Consider the following 17,950-nt stretch of genomic DNA (forward strand, 5'->3'; position numbering starts at 1 on the left):
TGCTATTATAGTGGTATGATTATCTTGGAACTTCAACATAATGATGCCTCCTTTCGAATTTGTTTCCCTACAAATAGGATAGCACATTTTGTTGAAGTTTCTTTATTTAACTAGCACAACAGGTTAATGTATGTTTTGCATTTGGATCATTTGTAGCTGAAACCAATCCTTTGAGTGCAGTTAAGATATAAGAATAGTCATTTGAAGTAGCAAGGTGTTTATCAAGCCTAAATTGTGCGGATATTTCATAACCACCTGCCGCTCCAGCAACGGAAACAATCGGAATTCCTGAAAGACATAATGAATCGATATCTCGCTGTATAGTTCGCACGGAGACTTCAAAATGTTTTGCCAATTCATTAGCAGATGTTCTGCCATGATTAAGAAGATACACGGTTATCGCATAAAGACGTTCTATTTTCATTTGTTTGTTCCTTTCCTATAACTGAATTCCATTATACCTTAAAAATTCTTAGTAGTTCAATAAATAGCCGATATAAATAATGCCTGCCCGTTAATGTCGGCAAGGTAGTCGTTCGGTCTACCGCTTGTTAGTAGGGTTATGTAGGTGGCTCTGCGGTATTCTTTCAGATACCGCAAGTGCCGCTGCCCCCACAAACCGATAGGCTGTTCTTTTTCGGCTTTTCTGCCCTCGATTTTGCTCTTATGATTGTTCAAAACAAGGGTAACATTATTTCTGCATTAGGATGACAAGGTGGAAAATTTACAGCACTTTAGGTGATGGTGTTTTTGGGGAATAAAACCTAGCAAAATTATCCGGAGCAGCAGCTAATAGAGATGGAAGTCTTGTATTCTTCCGGCAAAAGAAATATAATAAGTGCTATAAAATTTATGACCCTGTAGGCTAAAAAGGACTATAGCAGTCAAAGCAAAGGAAGGAACAAAGCATGAAGAAAGTTTTGATCATAGACGATGACAGAGAGCTTTGCACCCTAATGAAAAAATGCGCCGAGCAGGAAAATTTATCTGCTGTTACGGCTCCCGGCGGTGTGGCCGGGCTGCGGCTGGCTGATGAAAACCGGGACAGTCTTTCCCTTATCATTCTGGATGTTATGATGCCTGACCTGGACGGTTTTCAGGTCCTTCAAAAGATCAGAGAGACAAGTAATGTCCCTGTGCTGATGCTTACTGCCAGAAGCGAAGAGGAGGATAAAGTTTCCGGGCTGCGGCTTGGTGCGGATGATTATTTGACGAAGCCTTTCAGTATCAATGAACTGATGGCACGTGTCAATTCTCTTATCCGCCGCTATACCACCTTGAACCCGACCATGGAGACAGACACGGAGTGTATGACGCTGAAAGGTATGGTCATTGACAAAACAAACCGTCTTGTCACTGTGCATGACAATATGGCGGAACTTACGGGAAAAGAATTTGACCTCCTTTTCTTTCTGGCGGCAAATAAAGGGCGGGTCTTTACCAAAAAACAGATTTATACCCAGGTTTGGGAGGAGGACTACGCTTTTGATGACAGTAATATCATGTCTTTTATCAGCAAACTCCGAAAGAAGATTGAACCGGACCCAGAGCATCCGTATTATATCCAGACCGTGCGGGGTGTGGGGTATCGTTTTAACAGGGAGGCATGAATATGGATATGAATGGTTATCTTCTTTTGGGATTTGGCCTAGCCCTGCTTTTGATCTTGTATCTTCTTTTGAAGCTGCGCCGCATCAGGGAACAACTCTCTTTGATCAAAGAGGCTTTGGAGGATTTGAAAAAAGGCAATCTCAACCGTCGTGTTCTGGCTTGGGAGAACGATATGACAAAACAGATCTGTTATGATATCAACGAGATTGCCGTCAGCAGCCAATCCAGGCTGATTCAGCAAAAACAGGCAGAGCAGGCATATAAGCGTTTAATGACAAGCCTTTCTCATGACGTGAAGACCCCGCTGGCCTCACTTGTAGGTTATCTGGAAGCTGTCGAAAACGGACTGGTGACCGGGCAGGAAAAAGAGGAGTATATCCATGTTGCCTGTAGTAATGCGTATCGGCTAAAAGATTTTGTCACAGCCCTGTTTGAATGGGTAAAGCTGGATGCAGGGGAACAGATATTTCATTTTGAACGTATGGATATCAATGAATTGACCAGGAATATTATTGCTGAGTGGATTCCTGTTATGGAAAGTGCCGGTTTAAATTATGACATTGAGATACCTGAAACAGAGTATGAGGTTTCGGCTGATCAAAACGCATTTACCCGTATCCTCAACAACCTGCTGCAAAACGTGATGATCCACAGCGAGGCGGATCATGTGATGCTGCGGATGACAGAGGATACCCGGCAGGCAGAGATTACGGTAACAGATAATGGAAAAGGGATCCCGGAGGATGACCTCCCTCATATCTTTGAACGGATGTATCAGTGCGACGGCTCCCGGTCCGCCAAAGGAAACGGCCTTGGGCTTTCTATTGCAAAAGAGCTTGTAAGTGCCCACAAAGGAACCATTACAGCAGCCAGCACAACTGGCGCAGGAACTACATTTACTATTTTACTGCCCAAAACCCTGTGATACTACAGGGCTTTCCTGGTGGTCAAAACAAGGTTAAAACAAGATTCCGGCAAGGTTTTGGCAAGGTTCATGTTTTATACTTTTCCTTGTAATTGTTTCTGCTATTATAACGGGTATCACATTAGAAAAACAATTTTATGGAAAGTGAGGTATATCATATGAACGATTTTGTGATTGAAACAAAGCAGCTGACAAAAATTTATGGAAAGCAGACAGTAGTCAGCAATGTCAGTCTCCATGTAAAAAGAGGCCGCATTTACGGTCTTTTAGGGCGTAACGGAGCGGGGAAGACCACGATTATGAAAATGATCTTGGGTTTAACACCCATCACTTCCGGGCAGGTGGATGTATTCGGCAAAAATATCAAAGGGCAGGAAAAACGAGTGTTTCCCCGTATTGGTGCAATGATTGAAACACCGGGATTTTATCCCAATCTGACGGGAACGGAAAATCTGGAGATCTTTGCCAAACTGCGGGGGACAGCCGCTCCACATGCAGTTGAGAACGCACTGAAAGTAGTGGGACTGCCTTATAAAGACAAAAAACTGTTTGGCAAGTATTCTCTCGGAATGAAGCAGCGTCTTGGTATTGCCAACGCTATTCTGCATGAACCGGAGCTGTTGATCTTGGATGAACCAACCAACGGTCTTGACCCTATCGGAATTGCGGAAGTGAGAGAATTTATTAAGAATTTAAGCACGATGTGTGAAAAGACAATACTTATTTCCAGCCATATCCTTTCGGAAATCTCCTTATTGGCTGATGATATCGGCATCATTGACAAGGGCATTCTTTTGGAAGAAAGCAGTATGAGGGAACTAGAAAAGAAAAATCGCAGATATGTCCTGTTGCAGGTATCAGATATTCCGAAAGCGTCACTGATCTTAGAGCGTCAGTTCGGCTTAAAAGACTATTCTGTTCAGGATGACCATACGATACGGCTTTATGATACCTCTCTGGATATAGCGGCCATCAACAAGGCCCTTGTCGTACAGGACGTGGCAGTTATCGGCTCCGGTCTCTACAACGATTCTTTGGAGGACTATTTCAAAAAGATCACGGGAGGGGAAGGCATTGCTTAATCTGATCCAAACAGAATTTATGAAACTACGCCGCAGAAAACTCGTATGGCTGATGCTGCCTGCTGCTCTTATCATGCCTTTTTTCGCGCTGTTATATTTTAAATACCTGGGGAAAACCAATGTAGATCCCTTTCAGTTTTACAGATGGTCCGCCCTTAATTATACCCTTTTGGTCATTCTGCCTGTTATTTTGGGAATACTGTGCACCATGCTTATGTACGATGAAAATCAATATGATATGCTAAAACAACTGTGGATCGTACCAGTGGGTAAAATGCAATACTTTTTCAGTAAATTTTTTGTGGTATTGATTTATTCTGTATGTTTTATGCTGATCACAACCGCTGCCTCCGTCATCTCCAGCGCACTTTCCGGCTGCGTTGCATTTGAATGGGGGAGTGCTTTGCTTTTGCTGAAAATGTGTTTAGAAAATAGTGTGCTCACCGCTTTGGCAATGCTGCCGGTCCTGGCAGTTGCTGCGTCTCAGAAAGGATATATCCTTCCGGTTTGTGTAACCTTGGTTTACGTTTTTATCGGCTTTATTATAGTTCCGGTAAATATGTATGTGCACCCATTATCCAGCATGACGGTTATCATCATGCGGAACGGAATTGTTCCGGGCATTTTATTTACACAGGCGATCAACATTCCGCTGGCGTTTCTATGCATCTGTGTATGGGATATCGGGGCTGTATTACTTGCAAATATATCGCTTCAAAGAAGGATGTGAGGGGTGGATCATGATAAAATTACTCTGGGCGGAACGTCAGAAGCTTCGCCGTTCCAATATTGTTTGGATCACAATTTTCGCAGCAGTCATGGCAGCAGTGATTGTCTTTGCAGGAGGGCTGGATGTGTATGAGGGACCGGATGTGCAATATGGTTTAAAAGCTGTGCATGATGGAGTCCGGTTGATCGACAACCCGGGCTGGTATATGGATGAAGTCCAGCCATGGGCAACCTTTTTTGTTCTGCCGGCGGTCATTGCTCTTTTGGGCAGTTATATGATCTGCCGTGAAGAGCAGGAGGACACTATGAAATCCCTGCGGCTGATCCCCGTGGACGAAGCAAAATTAACCATAGCCAAAATGATGATCACATTTCTGTTCAGTATCCTTCTTTACTTACTGCTTTTTGCTATTACATTTTTGATAGAGGCGGTTCTGCATTTTTCTGATCTGTCGGCTGCATTGGTTATGGGTTCTCTGAAAGAATATTTTCTGGACGGTGTAGGTGTATTCCTTGCGGTCTCCCCCATTATTGCATTGGTGTCGCGCATGAAAAAAGGGTATTGGCTTGCATTAGTGTACACTGAAATTTATTCTTTTGCCGGATTATTGGCAGGTATGTCCAACATTCTGAAAAATTATTATCCCATAATGGCTGTCTTTAACCTGTCCGGCTACTATATAACCACTGTAGGAAACATATTGAAAAGTACGGTAGTCCTGCTGCTGTGCGGCTGTTTTTCTGTTTTTATACTGAGAGGGCTTCCGCATAGAGAGCATTGACATGCCTTCCGGTAAACTGCCGCAATTCCATTAAATGTTTGCGGATTTTATCTCTGTGATTTATAATAAAAAATAGTAGAATAATCTGCTCACCACACCGCAAAAAATGGATACCAGGAACTGGAAAAACCGCATAAACACTATGTTTTTGCGGCTTTGCCAGTTCCTGTGGCAGCGGTAAAAAAATCTGTTCTGCCGCCCGTTTGACGCACTAACTCGACGGGGAGAGATAAACCGCCATAGTCTGCATTTCGGACAATAAAGAGGAAAATTTTTCAGTTCTGTATCTGCCTGTATTTGTAACCTTGTTTTATTACCACAAACAGGGCAACGTATCCATTTAGTTTTCTACATTAGAATATTACCTTTCTGCAATCAAATTTGACGTACATATTTTCATATGGTTATTTACCGTTAGAACGCCCCATGTTTTTTTATTAGCAGGTGAAGCAGGAGGTATAAAAACAGCTTCTGCAATTATATTGCTTTGAATTTTTCCTAAATTGGTAATACTATAACCGTTTTGTGAACCATATCCAAACATATTTCTTCCTACAAATGTTCCCGCTTTACTTGCAAAGTCTCCTAATGTAGATATTGCAACAGCGTCAATCAGTTCTGGCAGCATATGTATATAACAGGCAAGCACAAGCATTTCTTTCTGTGGGTGTTGGCATATATTTATAACTTGTGACGCTGCGCGCTTTGCAAGGGTAATAACATCTTCCCCGTTCTTTTTGACGGAAACGCTAAAAGCAGTAGAATAATTTCCCATTGCCCCTTGTTTGTAGCATTTTGTTTGATTACGAATATCGGCAGCAATCAGCACCTTATTTGTATTTTCTTCCAACATCATCTTTGCAATCAGCCAGTCATTTACAGTAATATTCTGTTGTTTGCATAAAACCAGTATTTCTTCTAACTCCCGATTGCAGACGGTGAGAATTTCCCGCTTTATTTTGTGTTTTTGAATATAGGCTCTTTCAAATGCGCTATATTCCTCATACATAACTTGCTGCCCCTCTTTTTTCCACCTCCTGTTTGCGTCGCCTATAATCAATTTGCTGATAAAAGGTAAATCGCTATTGGGGGGAAGGTCGTTTAAGCCTTGAATTACGTGTTCTGGGGCAAATTGCGGCATTACTCCGTTAGCATAATGTGCTGTAAATTCCTCCACCAGTTGTAAAAGCCCTCTGCCGTCACACAAAAGATGGTGGGCAATAAAAAGTATATGAAATTCACTTCCTTTTGGATAAACCGCTACTTTTAGCAGACATTCTTTCTTGACATTCCACCCACGGACGGATATTTCTTCATAATCCTGTTGCCACAAAGCAACTTCTTCTTTTACCATTACAGGGATATTCAAGTAATCTTGTATCTGATAATAAATTCTACCAGTATCCGTTTCCTCTGCAATTAAACTTTGCAAAAAGGGGTGCGCTTTCTGCAAAGTGTCTATGCTTTGTATTAGCCGTTCTTCATCATAATTGCTTTCTATTTTTGCCATAATCCCAAAGTGCATATTAGGACACATAAAGTGTGCGCGTTCTGTAAACACATAATTTCTATCTGGTTTCATATTTTTTCTCCAATTCATTATTTTCTCGCATGGCAATATCATTCAACACATTATCTTGATGTGCTTCAATGGCTACTAAGATTAACAAAACGGCAAACATAATTCCTGATAAAAACCAAAAAATGATAGATAACCAGTGCCACTTTGCCACCCAAAATATAATGCCAAATACAAACAATGCGCCAATGATTTTCATCATAATAAGCCCCGGTTCAAGCATATTTAGTTTGTATTTATAGTGGCTATCATAGCATATATTCTTATGCTTCATTTCCCTAACCTCCATTATTTTCGTTATGATATAACTTGAAACTTGCACATGCTTCTGTAAGTAGCTGCCTTATTTCTTCGGGTGCAATGTTCGTTGTGTTCGTAGAAACAATCGTTGCGATACCATGCGTAAATATCCATGTTTTTACAAACACTTCCGGTTCAATCGGAATAGGAACGTGCTTAGCCAAATCGTAAAGGCTTTCAAGTCTTGTTCCGCTATTTGACATACATAGAAGCTGAAACAGATTTTTTTCATTTTGAGCCAGTTCCACATACTTTAGTCCCATACTTAAAAAATAGGGAGTTTCTGTATCAGAGGGGTGTTGTAACATGGTTTCTTCAAATAGTTTTTGCGTTTTTTTGTAAACTTCTTCCTTTAGTTCTTCCATATTGCGAAAAGCATGAAACACTGGTTGAGTAGAGCATTTTAATTCACTGGCAAGCAAGCGCGCGGTTACTTTTTCAAAACCATATGCTTTTGTCAGTTCAAATGCTTTTTCAATAATAGCTTCTCTGGGTATCTTAACTTTTGGTGGCATAATTGTCCTCCCGCTAATAACTAAGTTATATATCAATGTTATCATACGCTTCGCAAGGATTTTTGTCAATTCCTACGGCTAAATATTCACCCAATATTCACCATTACGAAAGACGGTATAACGGTAATATAAATTATTTTGACTAACCATTTCTGCGAATGGCTGCGTGATTGCCCCGGCTACAAGGTTTATCTTATCCTTGCCGATTTCGCCGGACGGGAGTATAATACCCTTGTCTAAAAGCTCGTTTTTCATGTCGTCCTCCTGCTCATGCGCCTGAATTTTTGACGCTATTTTGCCGCCCTTGCTCCAAAAGCGGCTTGTAAAGAGATACGGCGTGGTATAAACAGAGGCGGCAAAAGCCTTGAAGATCAAGGGTTTCTGCCGCTTCCTATAAAGACTTGTGAGAAGTAATAAGACGATTTCCGTCTATAAAATCAATAAAAAATAAATGCACCGCCTGGGCGGTGAAGTAAGGCGGGGAATAGAGACTAAATGGATACGCATTCTAAAAAAAATATATTGATCGTGGAAGATGACCGGAAACTGAATAATGGAATCCGTCTTGCCCTCAAAGGGCAGGAGTATCACTGTCTGCAGTGTGAATCTGTCACTGACGGAAAGGCAGCACTTGAGCAGGAAAAGGTAGATCTGATCTTGCTGGATATTAATCTGCCGGACGGAAATGGGATGGACTGGCTGGTGGATATTCGGCAGCGCAGTGCCTTGCCGGTGATCCTCATCTCAGCGAATAATATGGAGATGGATATTGTAACAGGTCTGCAGCTGGGGGCAAACGACTATATCACAAAACCTTTCAGCCTGATGGTCCTTCGGGCAAGGATTGAAGTCCAGTTCAGGGAAACGGAGGCTGAAAGTCCGGAGATCTTCCAGACAGATAATTATTATTTTGATTTTCGGAAAATGGTTTTCCGGGTGGATGACAGCCCCGTGGAACTGAGCCGGACCGAACAGAGACTCCTGCGGAAATTGGTGGAAAACCCCGGCGCGGTTTTAACAAGAGAAATCCTGACGGATGAAATATGGTCCGGTGATTCGGATTTTGTGGAGGAACATGCACTTACTGTGGTGATAAAAAGGCTGCGGGGAAAGCTGCGGGAATCGGAGCATCCGGCGTCTTATATTAAAACGGTTTATGGCATTGGCTACGCATGGGAGCGGCAGGAAAAGGGTAAAAGGACATGAATACAACGGTTATCATAGGAATCTGCGTGTGTATTATCATCTGCCTTCTGGCAATGCTGGCCGCTGTCATAGCGGCCTGCAGACTGCGCGAGAAAAAACTGCTCAGGCGCCTGCAGGAAATGCTGGAGGATGCGGTTGCAGGTACTTTTTCAGAGGGAAAGCTTATGGATACGGGGATTTCGGAACTGGAGAGTGCCATGTGGCGGTTCTTGAATGACAGCCAGTTGTCCTCTGTTCAGCTGGCTGAACAAAAACAGCGGATCCAGTCTCTGATCTCTGATATTTCACATCAGACAGTCACGCCCATTGCAAATATTAAAATATATGCGGAACTGCTGGGAGAACAGCAGGAAAAATGGAAAGCAGGGGACAGCTCTGTAAAAGAGGATATCGCGGAGGAGATTGAAGCTGTTATTGACCAGGTGGACAAACTGGATTTTCTCATAGGATCACTGGTAAAGCTGTCACGGCTGGAAAACGGCATTCTGGAACTGGAACCAAAAAGATGCTGTATCCGGGAAGTCTTGTCTGCCATTAACAGACAGTTTCAACCCAAGGCGCAGCAAAAGGGGATCACCCTTGTAATAGATGACTCCGGGGAAGAGGCAGAGTTTGACCTAAAGTGGACCATAGAAGCCGTTGGAAATATTGTGGACAATGCGATAAAGTATACACCAAAAGGAGGAACCGTATCGCTGCATGTAGTCTTATATTCCATGTTTCTGCGTCTGGATGTGGCAGACACGGGAATCGGAATTGCAGAGCAGGAGCAGGCCTCTGTCTTTACACGTTTTTACCGTTCCAGGAAAGCTGCGGAGCAGCCGGGCGTGGGGATTGGCCTGTACTTTGCAAGAGAAGTGCTGCGCAGGGAGAGGGGATATATCAAGGTCTCATCAGAGCCGGATAAAGGCTCCGTCTTTTCCGTTTTTTTATACAGAGGATAATGTGTCAGTTCTGATATATTCCTGACACGGGTTGGAAATATTTTTATGGTATAGTCTGTATTGTAATAATACAGGCTATTTTGCGTGAAGGAGATAATTATGGTGATTTTACAGGCAAAAGATCTAAGGAAAGTATTCGGCAGCGGGGAATCGGAGGTGACGGCCCTTGACGGTGTGAACCTGACTGTTTTAAAAGGGGAGTTTGTGGCAATTGTTGGGACCTCGGGAAGCGGTAAATCCACCCTTCTTAATCTGCTGGGCGGCCTGGATGTTCCCACAAGCGGAAGCGTGATCATGGATATGAAACAGCTGGAACAGCTCAGTGACGATGAATTGACTATTTTCCGCAGAAGAAAGATAGGGTTTATTTTCCAGCAGTTTAATCTGATCCCCATGCTGAATGCGTGGGAAAATATCATTCTGCCGCTGAAGCTGGATAATAAAAGGGTGGATAAAAAGTATATCCAGGATATTATTGGGATACTGGGACTGGAAAAGAAATGCGACAGCCTGCCGGGGCAGCTTTCAGGTGGACAGCAGCAGAGGGTGGCGATTGCCAGGGCAATGGCAATTAAGCCATCCGTGATCCTGGCTGATGAGCCTACCGGAAATCTTGACTCTAAAACCAGCCAGGATGTACTCGGAATCCTGAAAGTGACCAGTGAGCAGTACCATCAGACGATCGTTATGATCACCCACAATGAAGAGATTGCGCAGATGGCTGACAGGATCGTCCGAATCGAGGATGGAAAAATAGTTTGATGATGGGGAGGAGACCAATGGAAAGACAGGAAGAGGCAGACAGCAGGTTATGTCTGCGGCATCGTTTTATGAGGAGCTATAAAAAGAATACCCTTGCCTTATTATCCTGCTTTGTACTCAGTGTAACGCTGATCACATCCTTATTGATCCTGGTCCACACGAATCATAAGATGGAAAATATTCAGGGTAAGATGCTTTTTACGGATTCTGACTGCAGCATAAATGAAATTGATGGCAGCAAGGTGGAAAAGCTGGCTTCTGACCCGGATTTGGAGTGGTATGCAGTGAAGCAGCTGGAGTACCCGGAATATCAGAAGGATTTTCAAGACAATCACCTGGAGCGGGGGGACAGCCGCTTTATAACGCTGACCGCCATCGTAGAAAAGGGAAGACTGCCAAAGACGGAGCATGAAGTGGCAGCAGAGCGCTGGGCACTTTTAAATATGGGGATAGAACCCGTATGCGGGCAGGAAGTGGAGATATACAGCGAAAAGGAAAACCGTACAGAGACGTATAAAGTAGTCGGGATCCTGTCGGATGTGCCGAGCAATAAAAAATACGGGGTCAAAACGCTCTATGCACCTATAAAGTCCAGGGGAGAGGACAGCTTTTCTGTGTATGTACGTTTCCGGGATGGAACGGATTACGATAAAAAAGTAAGCAAAGTCTGCAGGGATTTGGGCATAGAGAAAAAGCAGGTGAAGAAATGTCCCGGCAGGGAAGATATTCAGGGGTTATGGCTGACTGACTTTAAGTTTATCAGTGTGCTGCTTCTGATCACTATGATCGTCTTTTATGGGATATTTCAGATCACTATGATGTCGCGGAGAAATCCATATGGGATCCTGAGGGCGGTGGGTATGCAGGCAGGCCAGCTTAGGAGGCTTATTTTGTCGGAAATGTATGAGATATATCTTCTCAGCATTCCGGTAGGGGGAATCTTGGGTATTGGCATTGCATTGCTTATTTCCGAATTATCAGGAGACAGCAGTCAGGAAATTTATCTGAATAATGAAAAAATATCATTTGCACCTGTTATCCCCATTTGGCAGATCGCGGTCTGCATCGCAGTCATTGCACTTCTGATCGGACTTGTGGGATATTTTACAGGGAAAAAGATCGTACGTGAGCCGGTGCCGGATCTGATCGCCAACCATGGGAATAAAGTGAACCTGAGTGTCCTGTTCATGCGTCATTTTCACTGGAACAGAAACGTGGACAGACACGGAAGGGCATATACATTGTTCTCACTTGGCAGCAAATATATTTTAAAGGAGAAAAAGACTTCAATTTTTGTTATACTTACCATATGTGCCGGGGTTACCTTGTTTACAGGTCTGGCCTATCAGACAAAGATAGCAGAACACTACCGGGAAGATACGGCAGAGATGTATTATTTGAACGGGCAGTACGAGATGGGGACACTGCATATAAACAGTACGGCAGATGGGGTATCCAGGGAGTGCGCAGAAGAGATATCCTCTTTGGAGGGGATCCGCAGTATAAAGACCCAGGCCGGAATCCCGGTTCGTGTGATCGATGATAAAAAGATCAAGAGAAATGATGCCTATTATAAGGAGAGGAATGAAGCGTTCCTGAAATATCAGGGGTATCCCCTCGCCGGAAATGACGGGAAGGATCAGATTTTTAAATCGCTTATCTATGGGTACAATAAAAATGCATTGTCGGAATTAAAGAAATATGTGATAGACGGGGATTTTGATGAAAACGGATTAAAAGATGATGAGATCATTCTTTCCATCCTGCACATGGATGACACGAAGAATAATCCGTATCCCGGAAATTATAAGGAAGGTACCCCACTGATGCAGTACCGGGCAGGGGACGAGATCCAGGTCAAGTACCGCAAAGATTTTGACACCGGGCAATTGCCGTATGAACAGTTGACCGATACAGAGGCCCAGTATTGTTACAAAACTTATAAAGTGGCAGCGGTCGTTTCCTTTGCCTACATGTATGACTGCAACATTACCGTGTACCCGCTTTTGATCACCAGCGATGACCAGGTACAGAAGCTGTGCCCGGACAGTCATTTCCAGCGCATATATATGGACGGAGAGGAGGACCTGACAGAGAAAGACCGGGATAAATTGGAACGGAAGCTGATTCAGCTTGGCAATCAGTTTCAGGGGATATCCACCCGGAGTATGATTTCTGATATCCAAAAAAATGAGGTGCTTTTCCGGAAACAGATGGTATATGTGGCAGGGATCGCAGTGATTTCTTTTATCCTTGTATTGATAAACATAATCAATAACCTGAGTTACCGGATGCAGATAAGAACACAGGAGATCTGCATGTTCCGTGCCATAGGCATGAGTGTAAAAATGATCCGCCGCATGATGATATTTGAAAATACCATGCTTGGGCTTTGTGGCGCGGTACTGGCATATTTCTTCTCCATTCCTGTACTCCGGTATCTATATAGGCAGTCCGATATGAGGGCCTTTGGCCACAAATACCAGTTTGACTATCCGGCCTTTTTCATGATTTCCGCTGTGGCGGTTTTACTGTGTATCCTGCTGGCCGGCCGCCTGTCAAAAGACTGGAAAACGAAAAAAATCATGGAGCAGATGAATAAGGTAGTTTAATAAAGATCAAGTTTCTGCAGAAGAATGCAGCCATGAAATTTATGATCGGGCATCCGCTGTAAAGCGTATGCCCGATCATTATCTTTGGTCTATTCTGCATCTGCCTGAAGGGAGGCAAGAATACTTTCTTTCAGCTCATTGAGTTTGTCCATAGAATCCCCTTTCAGAGCGGATCTGATGGTGACTGCAGGTTCCAGTATCTGCATCTGCTTCATTTCTTCCAGTAATGTTCTTATCTGTTTGGTACTGGTCGGTGCCCAGGTACCGTTTTCTATGAGACCAATGGTCCGGTTCTGGAGATTCAGGGCCTTCATATCATGGAGCAGATTCAAAGCGGCCGGATAGATCCCGCCGTTGTAAGTAGGTGACGCGATCACAAGATGGCTGCAGCGGAATGCCTCTGCGATCAAAGTGGAGATATGGGTGTTTGAGATATCGTAGACAGCCAGATTTCTCACTCCTGCTTCTGCCAGTCCGGCGGCCAGTATGTTGGCAGCGTTTTCCGTATCTCCGTACATGGAAGCATAAAACAGTGCCACAGCCTGTTCTTCCGGCTGATAACTGCTCCAGTGGGCATATTTGTCCAGGAGGTACTCCAGGTTTTCTCTCCAGACAGGGCCGTGGAGAGGGCAGATCATACGGATATCCAGTCCGGACAGTTTTTTCAGCGCGGATGTGACCTGAACGCCGTATTTTCCCACAATATTGCTGTAATAGCGCCGTGCATCAGGCAGCCAGTCTTTGTCAAAATCCACCTCATCGCTGAACAAATGTCCGTTCAGTGCACCGAAGCTTCCGAAAGCATCTGCGGAGAAAAGGATTTTTTCGCTTTCCTCATAAGTAACCATGACTTCCGGCCAGTGTACCATAGGTGCGAAATAAAAACGCAGCGTATGGGCACCAAGGGAAATCGAATCATTTTCCTTTACGGTGATGGTCTTGCCATCCAGATCTGTGTCATAAAACTGTTTGGCAAATGCCAGAGTTTTGGCATTCCCCACAACTTTCAGATCAGGGAACCGCAGCAGAAGTTCTTCGATATTGGCACAGTGGTCCGGTTCCATGTGATTGATGATCAGATAGTCCAGAGGACGTCCGTCCAGGACATAGTAAATATTTTCCAGGAACTGATGAGTAATAGAGGCATCCACTGTGTCGATCAATGCTGTTTTTTCATCTGTGATCAGGTAGGAGTTGTAAGAAACACCCCGCGGTATGGGAAACAGGTTTTCAAAAAGTGCCAGTCTGCGGTCATTGCCGCCTACCCAGCTTATTGTGTCATTCAATTTTCGCGTGCAGTGCATAAATGATTGCTCCTTTCGTAGAGAAACTTTCATAAAAATATGTATTTTATTTATGTACGTTAGAATTTGCTAACTTATAAAAGGATATAACATTTTTCAGCAAAAATCAATAGAACCAAAGGAACATCTTATGGTTTTCTTAAAAAACAAAATTGTGGTATAATAAAACAAAAGATGCCGGACGGGCAGGACAGCGCGCGGAACCGGAAAACGATGAAAATAAAGGAACATCAAAAAACATAAGATGCATTCTGCTTTTAAACAGTGCAGAAAGAGAGGGAATAAGCATGGGACTGATCCGTTACGAAACATATCCGAAACAGATACTTATTGGAAATGTGCTGCTTATAGTCTGCTGTGTTTTTTACCTGGCGTGGTGGCTGCTGGCGTTTCGGCCTGAGAATCCTGTCAAAGGAATGAGATCAGGCTGGCTGCTCCTGCCTGCGGCGGTGTCGGGGCTTTTGTCGGTTATTGTGTTACTGAGAGGTATGGATGCGGTACCCCGTTACAGAGAATTGTATTCCGGCGGCATTATATTGTGGGGCGGAATCGCAGTGTATTTTATTTTGCTGGCTGTTACCCTGTTTTGTTTTAAAAGGCCGGTGACCACAGAACTGTTATTGATTGTGGGGTGGGCGATGCTGGCTCTGGCTGAAATCAATGCTCTGTATTCCTGCCAATGTTTTTCCTGGGGCGCGGCTGTTGTATTTATAATTGTGATCGGTATAGCGGCGGTCATCAGTCTGGTCTGTTATGTGCGTTATTATCATCTGGACAGCGGTGCGCGCTATTATGACGGCATGGTACCCTTATGGATGGCTGCACTGGTGATGTTGGGGATCACCATCGTTATGGTGACCCGCAGATAATGAAAAAATTTCCTAATATATCCACTTGCTTTTGAAAAGCAAGTGTGTTATATTAACAAATAGTTAGTAATAACTAACTACTAACCACTAGCTGTCAACCACACACAATCAAATCGCATACATGATTTCCGTCTTATTGGAGTCAGAAGTATTTCATAGACTGGCTGCACCCCGGAGGATGTGGAAGAAATGCCGGGAATGATTTGACACCATGCAGACAATAATAAGACTAGTGCTCCATTCGGTCAGAAACGTGACCGGATGGAGCACTGGAAAACAGTACATCACTAACAGCACATCACTAGGAGGTAATATATGTCATTAATAAACAAAGAAATCGGAGACTTTACTGTCCAGGCTTATGCGGACGGGGATTTTAAAACAATAACAAAGGCAGATGTGATCGGAAAATGGAGTGTATTCTTTTTCTATCCTGCTGACTTCACCTTTGTGTGCCCCACAGAGCTGGAAGACCTGGCAAATAAATATGAAGAATTCAAAGGCATTGGATGTGAGATTTACAGTGTCTCCTGCGATTCCCATTTTGTGCACAAAGCATGGCACGACGCATCCAAAACCATTCAAAAGATCAAGTATCCTATGCTGGCAGACCCCACCGGTGCTCTGACAAGAGACTTTGAGGTGATGATCGAGAAGGATGGTATGGCAGAGCGGGGAAGCTTCATTGTGAACCCGGAAGGAAAGATCGTGGCATATGAAGTGATCGCCGGCAATGTCGGAAGGAATGCGGATGAACTGTTCCGCCGCGTGCAGGCATCTCAGTTCGTAGCTGAACACGGAGACCAGGTTTGCCCTGCAAAATGGCAGCCAGGTGCAGAAACTCTGAAACCGAGCCTCGACTTAGTTGGATTGATCTGAGCATTCTCAGAAAAACAGAACCCTCCCATCTCGTCCTGAGGTGCGGAGGGTTTTCAATAAGAAAGGAGATGCCATGCAGACAGAAAATGATCTATATGACCTGGCAATCGTCGGAGGCGGTCCGGCAGGTCTCTCTGCCGCTCTTTATATGGCCCGTGCCAAATACAGAGTTATCGTTCTGGAAAAAGCGGAGATTGGCGGACAGATCACCATAACCTCTGAGATCGTGAATTATCCGGGAGTGGAAAAAATAAGCGGAAAAGAGCTGACAGGGAACATGCGCCGTCAGGCAGAGAATTTCGGCGCAGAATTTGCGGCTGCCCAGGTACTTGACATGGAGCTTGCAAAAGATATCAAGGTCCTGCACACCACCAAAGGGGAATATAAGGCTCTGGGCGTGATCCTGGCGACCGGTGCGAATCCCCGGAAGCTGGGATTTAAAGGAGAGCGGGAGTTTCAGGGCAGAGGTGTTGCCTACTGTGCCACCTGTGACGGTGAATTTTTCTCCGGCCTGGATGTTTTTGTCATCGGAGGCGGATTTGCTGCTGTGGAGGAAGGGATTTTCCTTACAAAATACGCGAAAAAGGTGACCTTAGTTGTGCGGAAGAAAGAATTTTCCTGTGCCGGGACGGTTTCTGACCAGCTGAAAAATTTTGGGAATATAGAGGTCCTTTTTGAGACAGAGCTATTGGAAGTGGGGGGCCGGGATATGGTCACTTATGCCAGATTCAGAAACAACCGAACACAAAAAGAGTGGGTCCACGAGGCAGGGGAGGATCCCGGATTCGGTGTTTTTGTATTTGCCGGATATGTACCCAATACGGACTGGATCGGTGCGGAGGTGGAAAAGGATGCCCATGGATATCTGCTTACAGACCACAGCCAGAAGACCAATCTGGACGGTGTTTACGCAGCGGGGGATGTATGTGTGAAAGATCTGCGCCAGGTTGTGACTGCGGTATCGGACGGGGCTGCTGCAGCTACATCCCTGGAAAAAGAAGTATCCGAACTGCACAAGAAATTAGGGATTCCCGAGCTGGTTACAGAGAGAAACACACCGCAGCCTCAAAAAGCAGAGTCTGCTGCGGCCCATGAGGGGAGCGGGGAAGGATTTCTCAATGATGCCATAAGAGGACAGCTCCAAGAGGTATTTGGAAAGTTCAGGCAGCCTGTGGTGCTAAAAGCCTGGCTCAATGAGGAACCCTTGTCAGGTGAAATCCTTGGCTTTCTGCGGGAACTGGAAGGTGTCAGTGATAAACTGACCTGGAAAAAGGTAGGAAATGAGGAATCGGCAAAAGGCCGCATCCTGCCCTCCATAGAGGTGTGTTACCCAGACGGCAGAAGCAGCGGGATCTGGTTCCACGGAGTCCCGGGAGGCCATGAATTTAATTCCTTTATTATTGCCCTTTACAATGTGGCAGGACCGGGGCAGGCGATTGGACAGGAAATCAGAGAAAAACTGGAAAAGCTGGACAGTCCGGTCAATATAAAGGTCCTGGTATCCCTGTCCTGTACCATGTGCCCGGAGACGGTCATGTCCGCGCAGAAGGCCGCCGCTGTATCCGAATACGTGGAGGCCGAAATGTTTGACCTGGCACATTTTCCAAAACTGAAGGAAAAGTATAAAGTGATGAGTGTCCCCTGTATGATCCTCAACGATGAAAAAGTATACTTTGGAAAAAAAGGAATTGGTGACATTGCTGATATTTTGAATGAAAAATAATTTAACCTGTTGTGCTAGTTAAATAAAGAAACTTCAACAAAATGTGCTATCCTATTTGTAGGGAAACAAATTCGAAAGGAGGCATCATTATGTTGAAGTTCCAAGATAATCATACCACTATAATAGCA

Annotated in this window: 18 protein-coding genes and 2 pseudogenes; 12 read left to right on the top strand and 8 right to left on the bottom strand. The window is 44.4% G+C overall.

The genetic code is table 11. From position 1 onward, the window contains the following. Nucleotides 1-106: 106 nt before the first annotated feature. Nucleotides 107-424, bottom strand: a complete 318-nt coding sequence (locus CI595_RS25425; RefSeq protein ID WP_095176389.1) for a helix-turn-helix transcriptional regulator — start codon at nt 422-424, stop codon at nt 107-109. A gap of 80 nt (nt 425-504) precedes the next feature. Then, nucleotides 505-642: pseudogene (locus CI595_RS25430) on the bottom strand (TnpV protein); the annotation flags it as partial. 266 nt (nt 643-908) lie between these two features. Between CI595_RS25430 and CI595_RS25435 the strand changes: the two are divergent. From CI595_RS25435 to CI595_RS25455, 5 genes are all read left to right on the top strand, one after another. Then, nucleotides 909-1,610: a response regulator transcription factor gene (locus CI595_RS25435; protein WP_095176391.1), complete on the top strand. Its 702-nt coding sequence runs from the start codon at nt 909-911 to the stop codon at nt 1,608-1,610. Between the two features lie 2 nt (nt 1,611-1,612). Next, entirely contained in the window at nt 1,613-2,536 is a 924-nt protein-coding gene (locus tag CI595_RS25440) for a sensor histidine kinase (protein WP_095176392.1), read from the top strand. A gap of 158 nt (nt 2,537-2,694) precedes the next feature. Continuing rightward, nucleotides 2,695-3,618, top strand: coding sequence for an ABC transporter ATP-binding protein (locus CI595_RS25445; RefSeq protein ID WP_095176417.1), 924 nt, complete (start codon nt 2,695-2,697; stop codon nt 3,616-3,618). Then, nucleotides 3,611-4,348, top strand: a complete 738-nt coding sequence (locus tag CI595_RS25450) for an ABC transporter permease (protein WP_095176393.1) — start codon at nt 3,611-3,613, stop codon at nt 4,346-4,348. Before CI595_RS25445 ends, CI595_RS25450 begins: the two co-directional genes overlap by 8 nt. A 10-nt stretch (nt 4,349-4,358) precedes the next feature. Then, nucleotides 4,359-5,129: an ABC transporter permease gene (locus tag CI595_RS25455; protein WP_095176394.1), complete on the top strand. Its 771-nt coding sequence runs from the start codon at nt 4,359-4,361 to the stop codon at nt 5,127-5,129. A 213-nt stretch (nt 5,130-5,342) separates the two neighbouring features. Here the strand turns inward: CI595_RS25455 and CI595_RS27455 are convergent. The 5 genes and pseudogenes from CI595_RS27455 to CI595_RS25480 form a co-directional block, all read right to left on the bottom strand. Beyond that, a pseudogene (locus CI595_RS27455) lies at nt 5,343-5,465 on the bottom strand (cysteine-rich KTR domain-containing protein); the annotation flags it as partial. Nucleotides 5,466-5,490: 25 nt separating this feature from the next. Further along, nucleotides 5,491-6,711 carry a condensation domain-containing protein gene (locus CI595_RS25465; RefSeq protein WP_095176396.1) on the bottom strand — a complete coding sequence of 407 codons (1,221 nt, stop codon included), beginning with the start codon at nt 6,709-6,711 and terminating at the stop codon, nt 5,491-5,493. Next, nucleotides 6,698-6,982: a hypothetical protein gene (locus CI595_RS25470; RefSeq protein WP_095176398.1), complete on the bottom strand. Its 285-nt coding sequence runs from the start codon at nt 6,980-6,982 to the stop codon at nt 6,698-6,700. Before CI595_RS25470 ends, CI595_RS25465 begins: the two co-directional genes overlap by 14 nt. 4 nt (nt 6,983-6,986) lie before the next feature. After that, nucleotides 6,987-7,523, bottom strand: coding sequence for a TetR/AcrR family transcriptional regulator (locus tag CI595_RS25475; protein ID WP_095176400.1), 537 nt, complete (start codon nt 7,521-7,523; stop codon nt 6,987-6,989). Between the two features lie 78 nt (nt 7,524-7,601). Continuing rightward, nucleotides 7,602-7,898: a hypothetical protein gene (locus tag CI595_RS25480; RefSeq protein WP_095176402.1), complete on the bottom strand. Its 297-nt coding sequence runs from the start codon at nt 7,896-7,898 to the stop codon at nt 7,602-7,604. 120 nt (nt 7,899-8,018) lie between these two features. Between CI595_RS25480 and CI595_RS25485 the strand changes: the two genes are divergently transcribed. The 4 genes from CI595_RS25485 to CI595_RS25500 all read left to right on the top strand — a co-directional run bounded on the left by CI595_RS25485 (nt 8,019) and on the right by CI595_RS25500 (nt 13,047). Then, complete coding sequence (locus tag CI595_RS25485) at nt 8,019-8,729, top strand: response regulator transcription factor (RefSeq protein WP_095176404.1); 711 nt, start codon at nt 8,019-8,021, stop codon at nt 8,727-8,729. Next, a complete protein-coding gene (locus tag CI595_RS25490) occupies nt 8,726-9,673 on the top strand; it encodes a sensor histidine kinase (protein WP_095176405.1) in 948 nt (315 codons plus the stop codon). Before CI595_RS25485 ends, CI595_RS25490 begins: the two co-directional genes overlap by 4 nt. 99 nt (nt 9,674-9,772) lie before the next feature. Next, entirely contained in the window at nt 9,773-10,435 is a 663-nt protein-coding gene (locus tag CI595_RS25495; protein WP_095176407.1) for an ABC transporter ATP-binding protein, read from the top strand. A 17-nt stretch (nt 10,436-10,452) separates the two neighbouring features. Then, entirely contained in the window at nt 10,453-13,047 is a 2,595-nt protein-coding gene (locus CI595_RS25500) for an ABC transporter permease (protein ID WP_162291976.1), read from the top strand. An 89-nt stretch (nt 13,048-13,136) separates the two neighbouring features. Here CI595_RS25500 and CI595_RS25505 read toward each other — a convergent pair whose 3' ends face one another. Then, on the bottom strand, nt 13,137-14,351 hold the full coding sequence (locus CI595_RS25505; RefSeq protein WP_095176411.1) for an FprA family A-type flavoprotein: 1,215 nt from the start codon (nt 14,349-14,351) through the stop codon (nt 13,137-13,139). Nucleotides 14,352-14,638: 287 nt separating this feature from the next. On the opposite strand from CI595_RS25505, the gene CI595_RS25510 reads away from it, so the two are divergent. The 3 genes from CI595_RS25510 to CI595_RS25520 all read left to right on the top strand — a co-directional run bounded on the left by CI595_RS25510 (nt 14,639) and on the right by CI595_RS25520 (nt 17,822). Continuing rightward, nucleotides 14,639-15,220: a hypothetical protein gene (locus tag CI595_RS25510; RefSeq protein WP_095176419.1), complete on the top strand. Its 582-nt coding sequence runs from the start codon at nt 14,639-14,641 to the stop codon at nt 15,218-15,220. A 315-nt stretch (nt 15,221-15,535) separates the two neighbouring features. Beyond that, entirely contained in the window at nt 15,536-16,099 is a 564-nt protein-coding gene (ahpC, locus tag CI595_RS25515) for an alkyl hydroperoxide reductase subunit C (RefSeq protein ID WP_095176413.1), read from the top strand. A 73-nt stretch (nt 16,100-16,172) separates the two neighbouring features. Beyond that, nucleotides 16,173-17,822 (top strand): FAD-dependent oxidoreductase, encoded by a 1,650-nt coding sequence (locus tag CI595_RS25520; RefSeq protein WP_095176415.1) that lies wholly within the window; start codon nt 16,173-16,175, stop codon nt 17,820-17,822. The last annotated feature ends 128 nt before the right edge of the window (nt 17,823-17,950 follow it).

It is taken from the genome of Blautia hominis, from assembly GCA_002270465.1.
GTDB classification, from domain to species: Bacteria; Bacillota; Clostridia; order Lachnospirales; family Lachnospiraceae; genus Blautia; species Blautia hominis.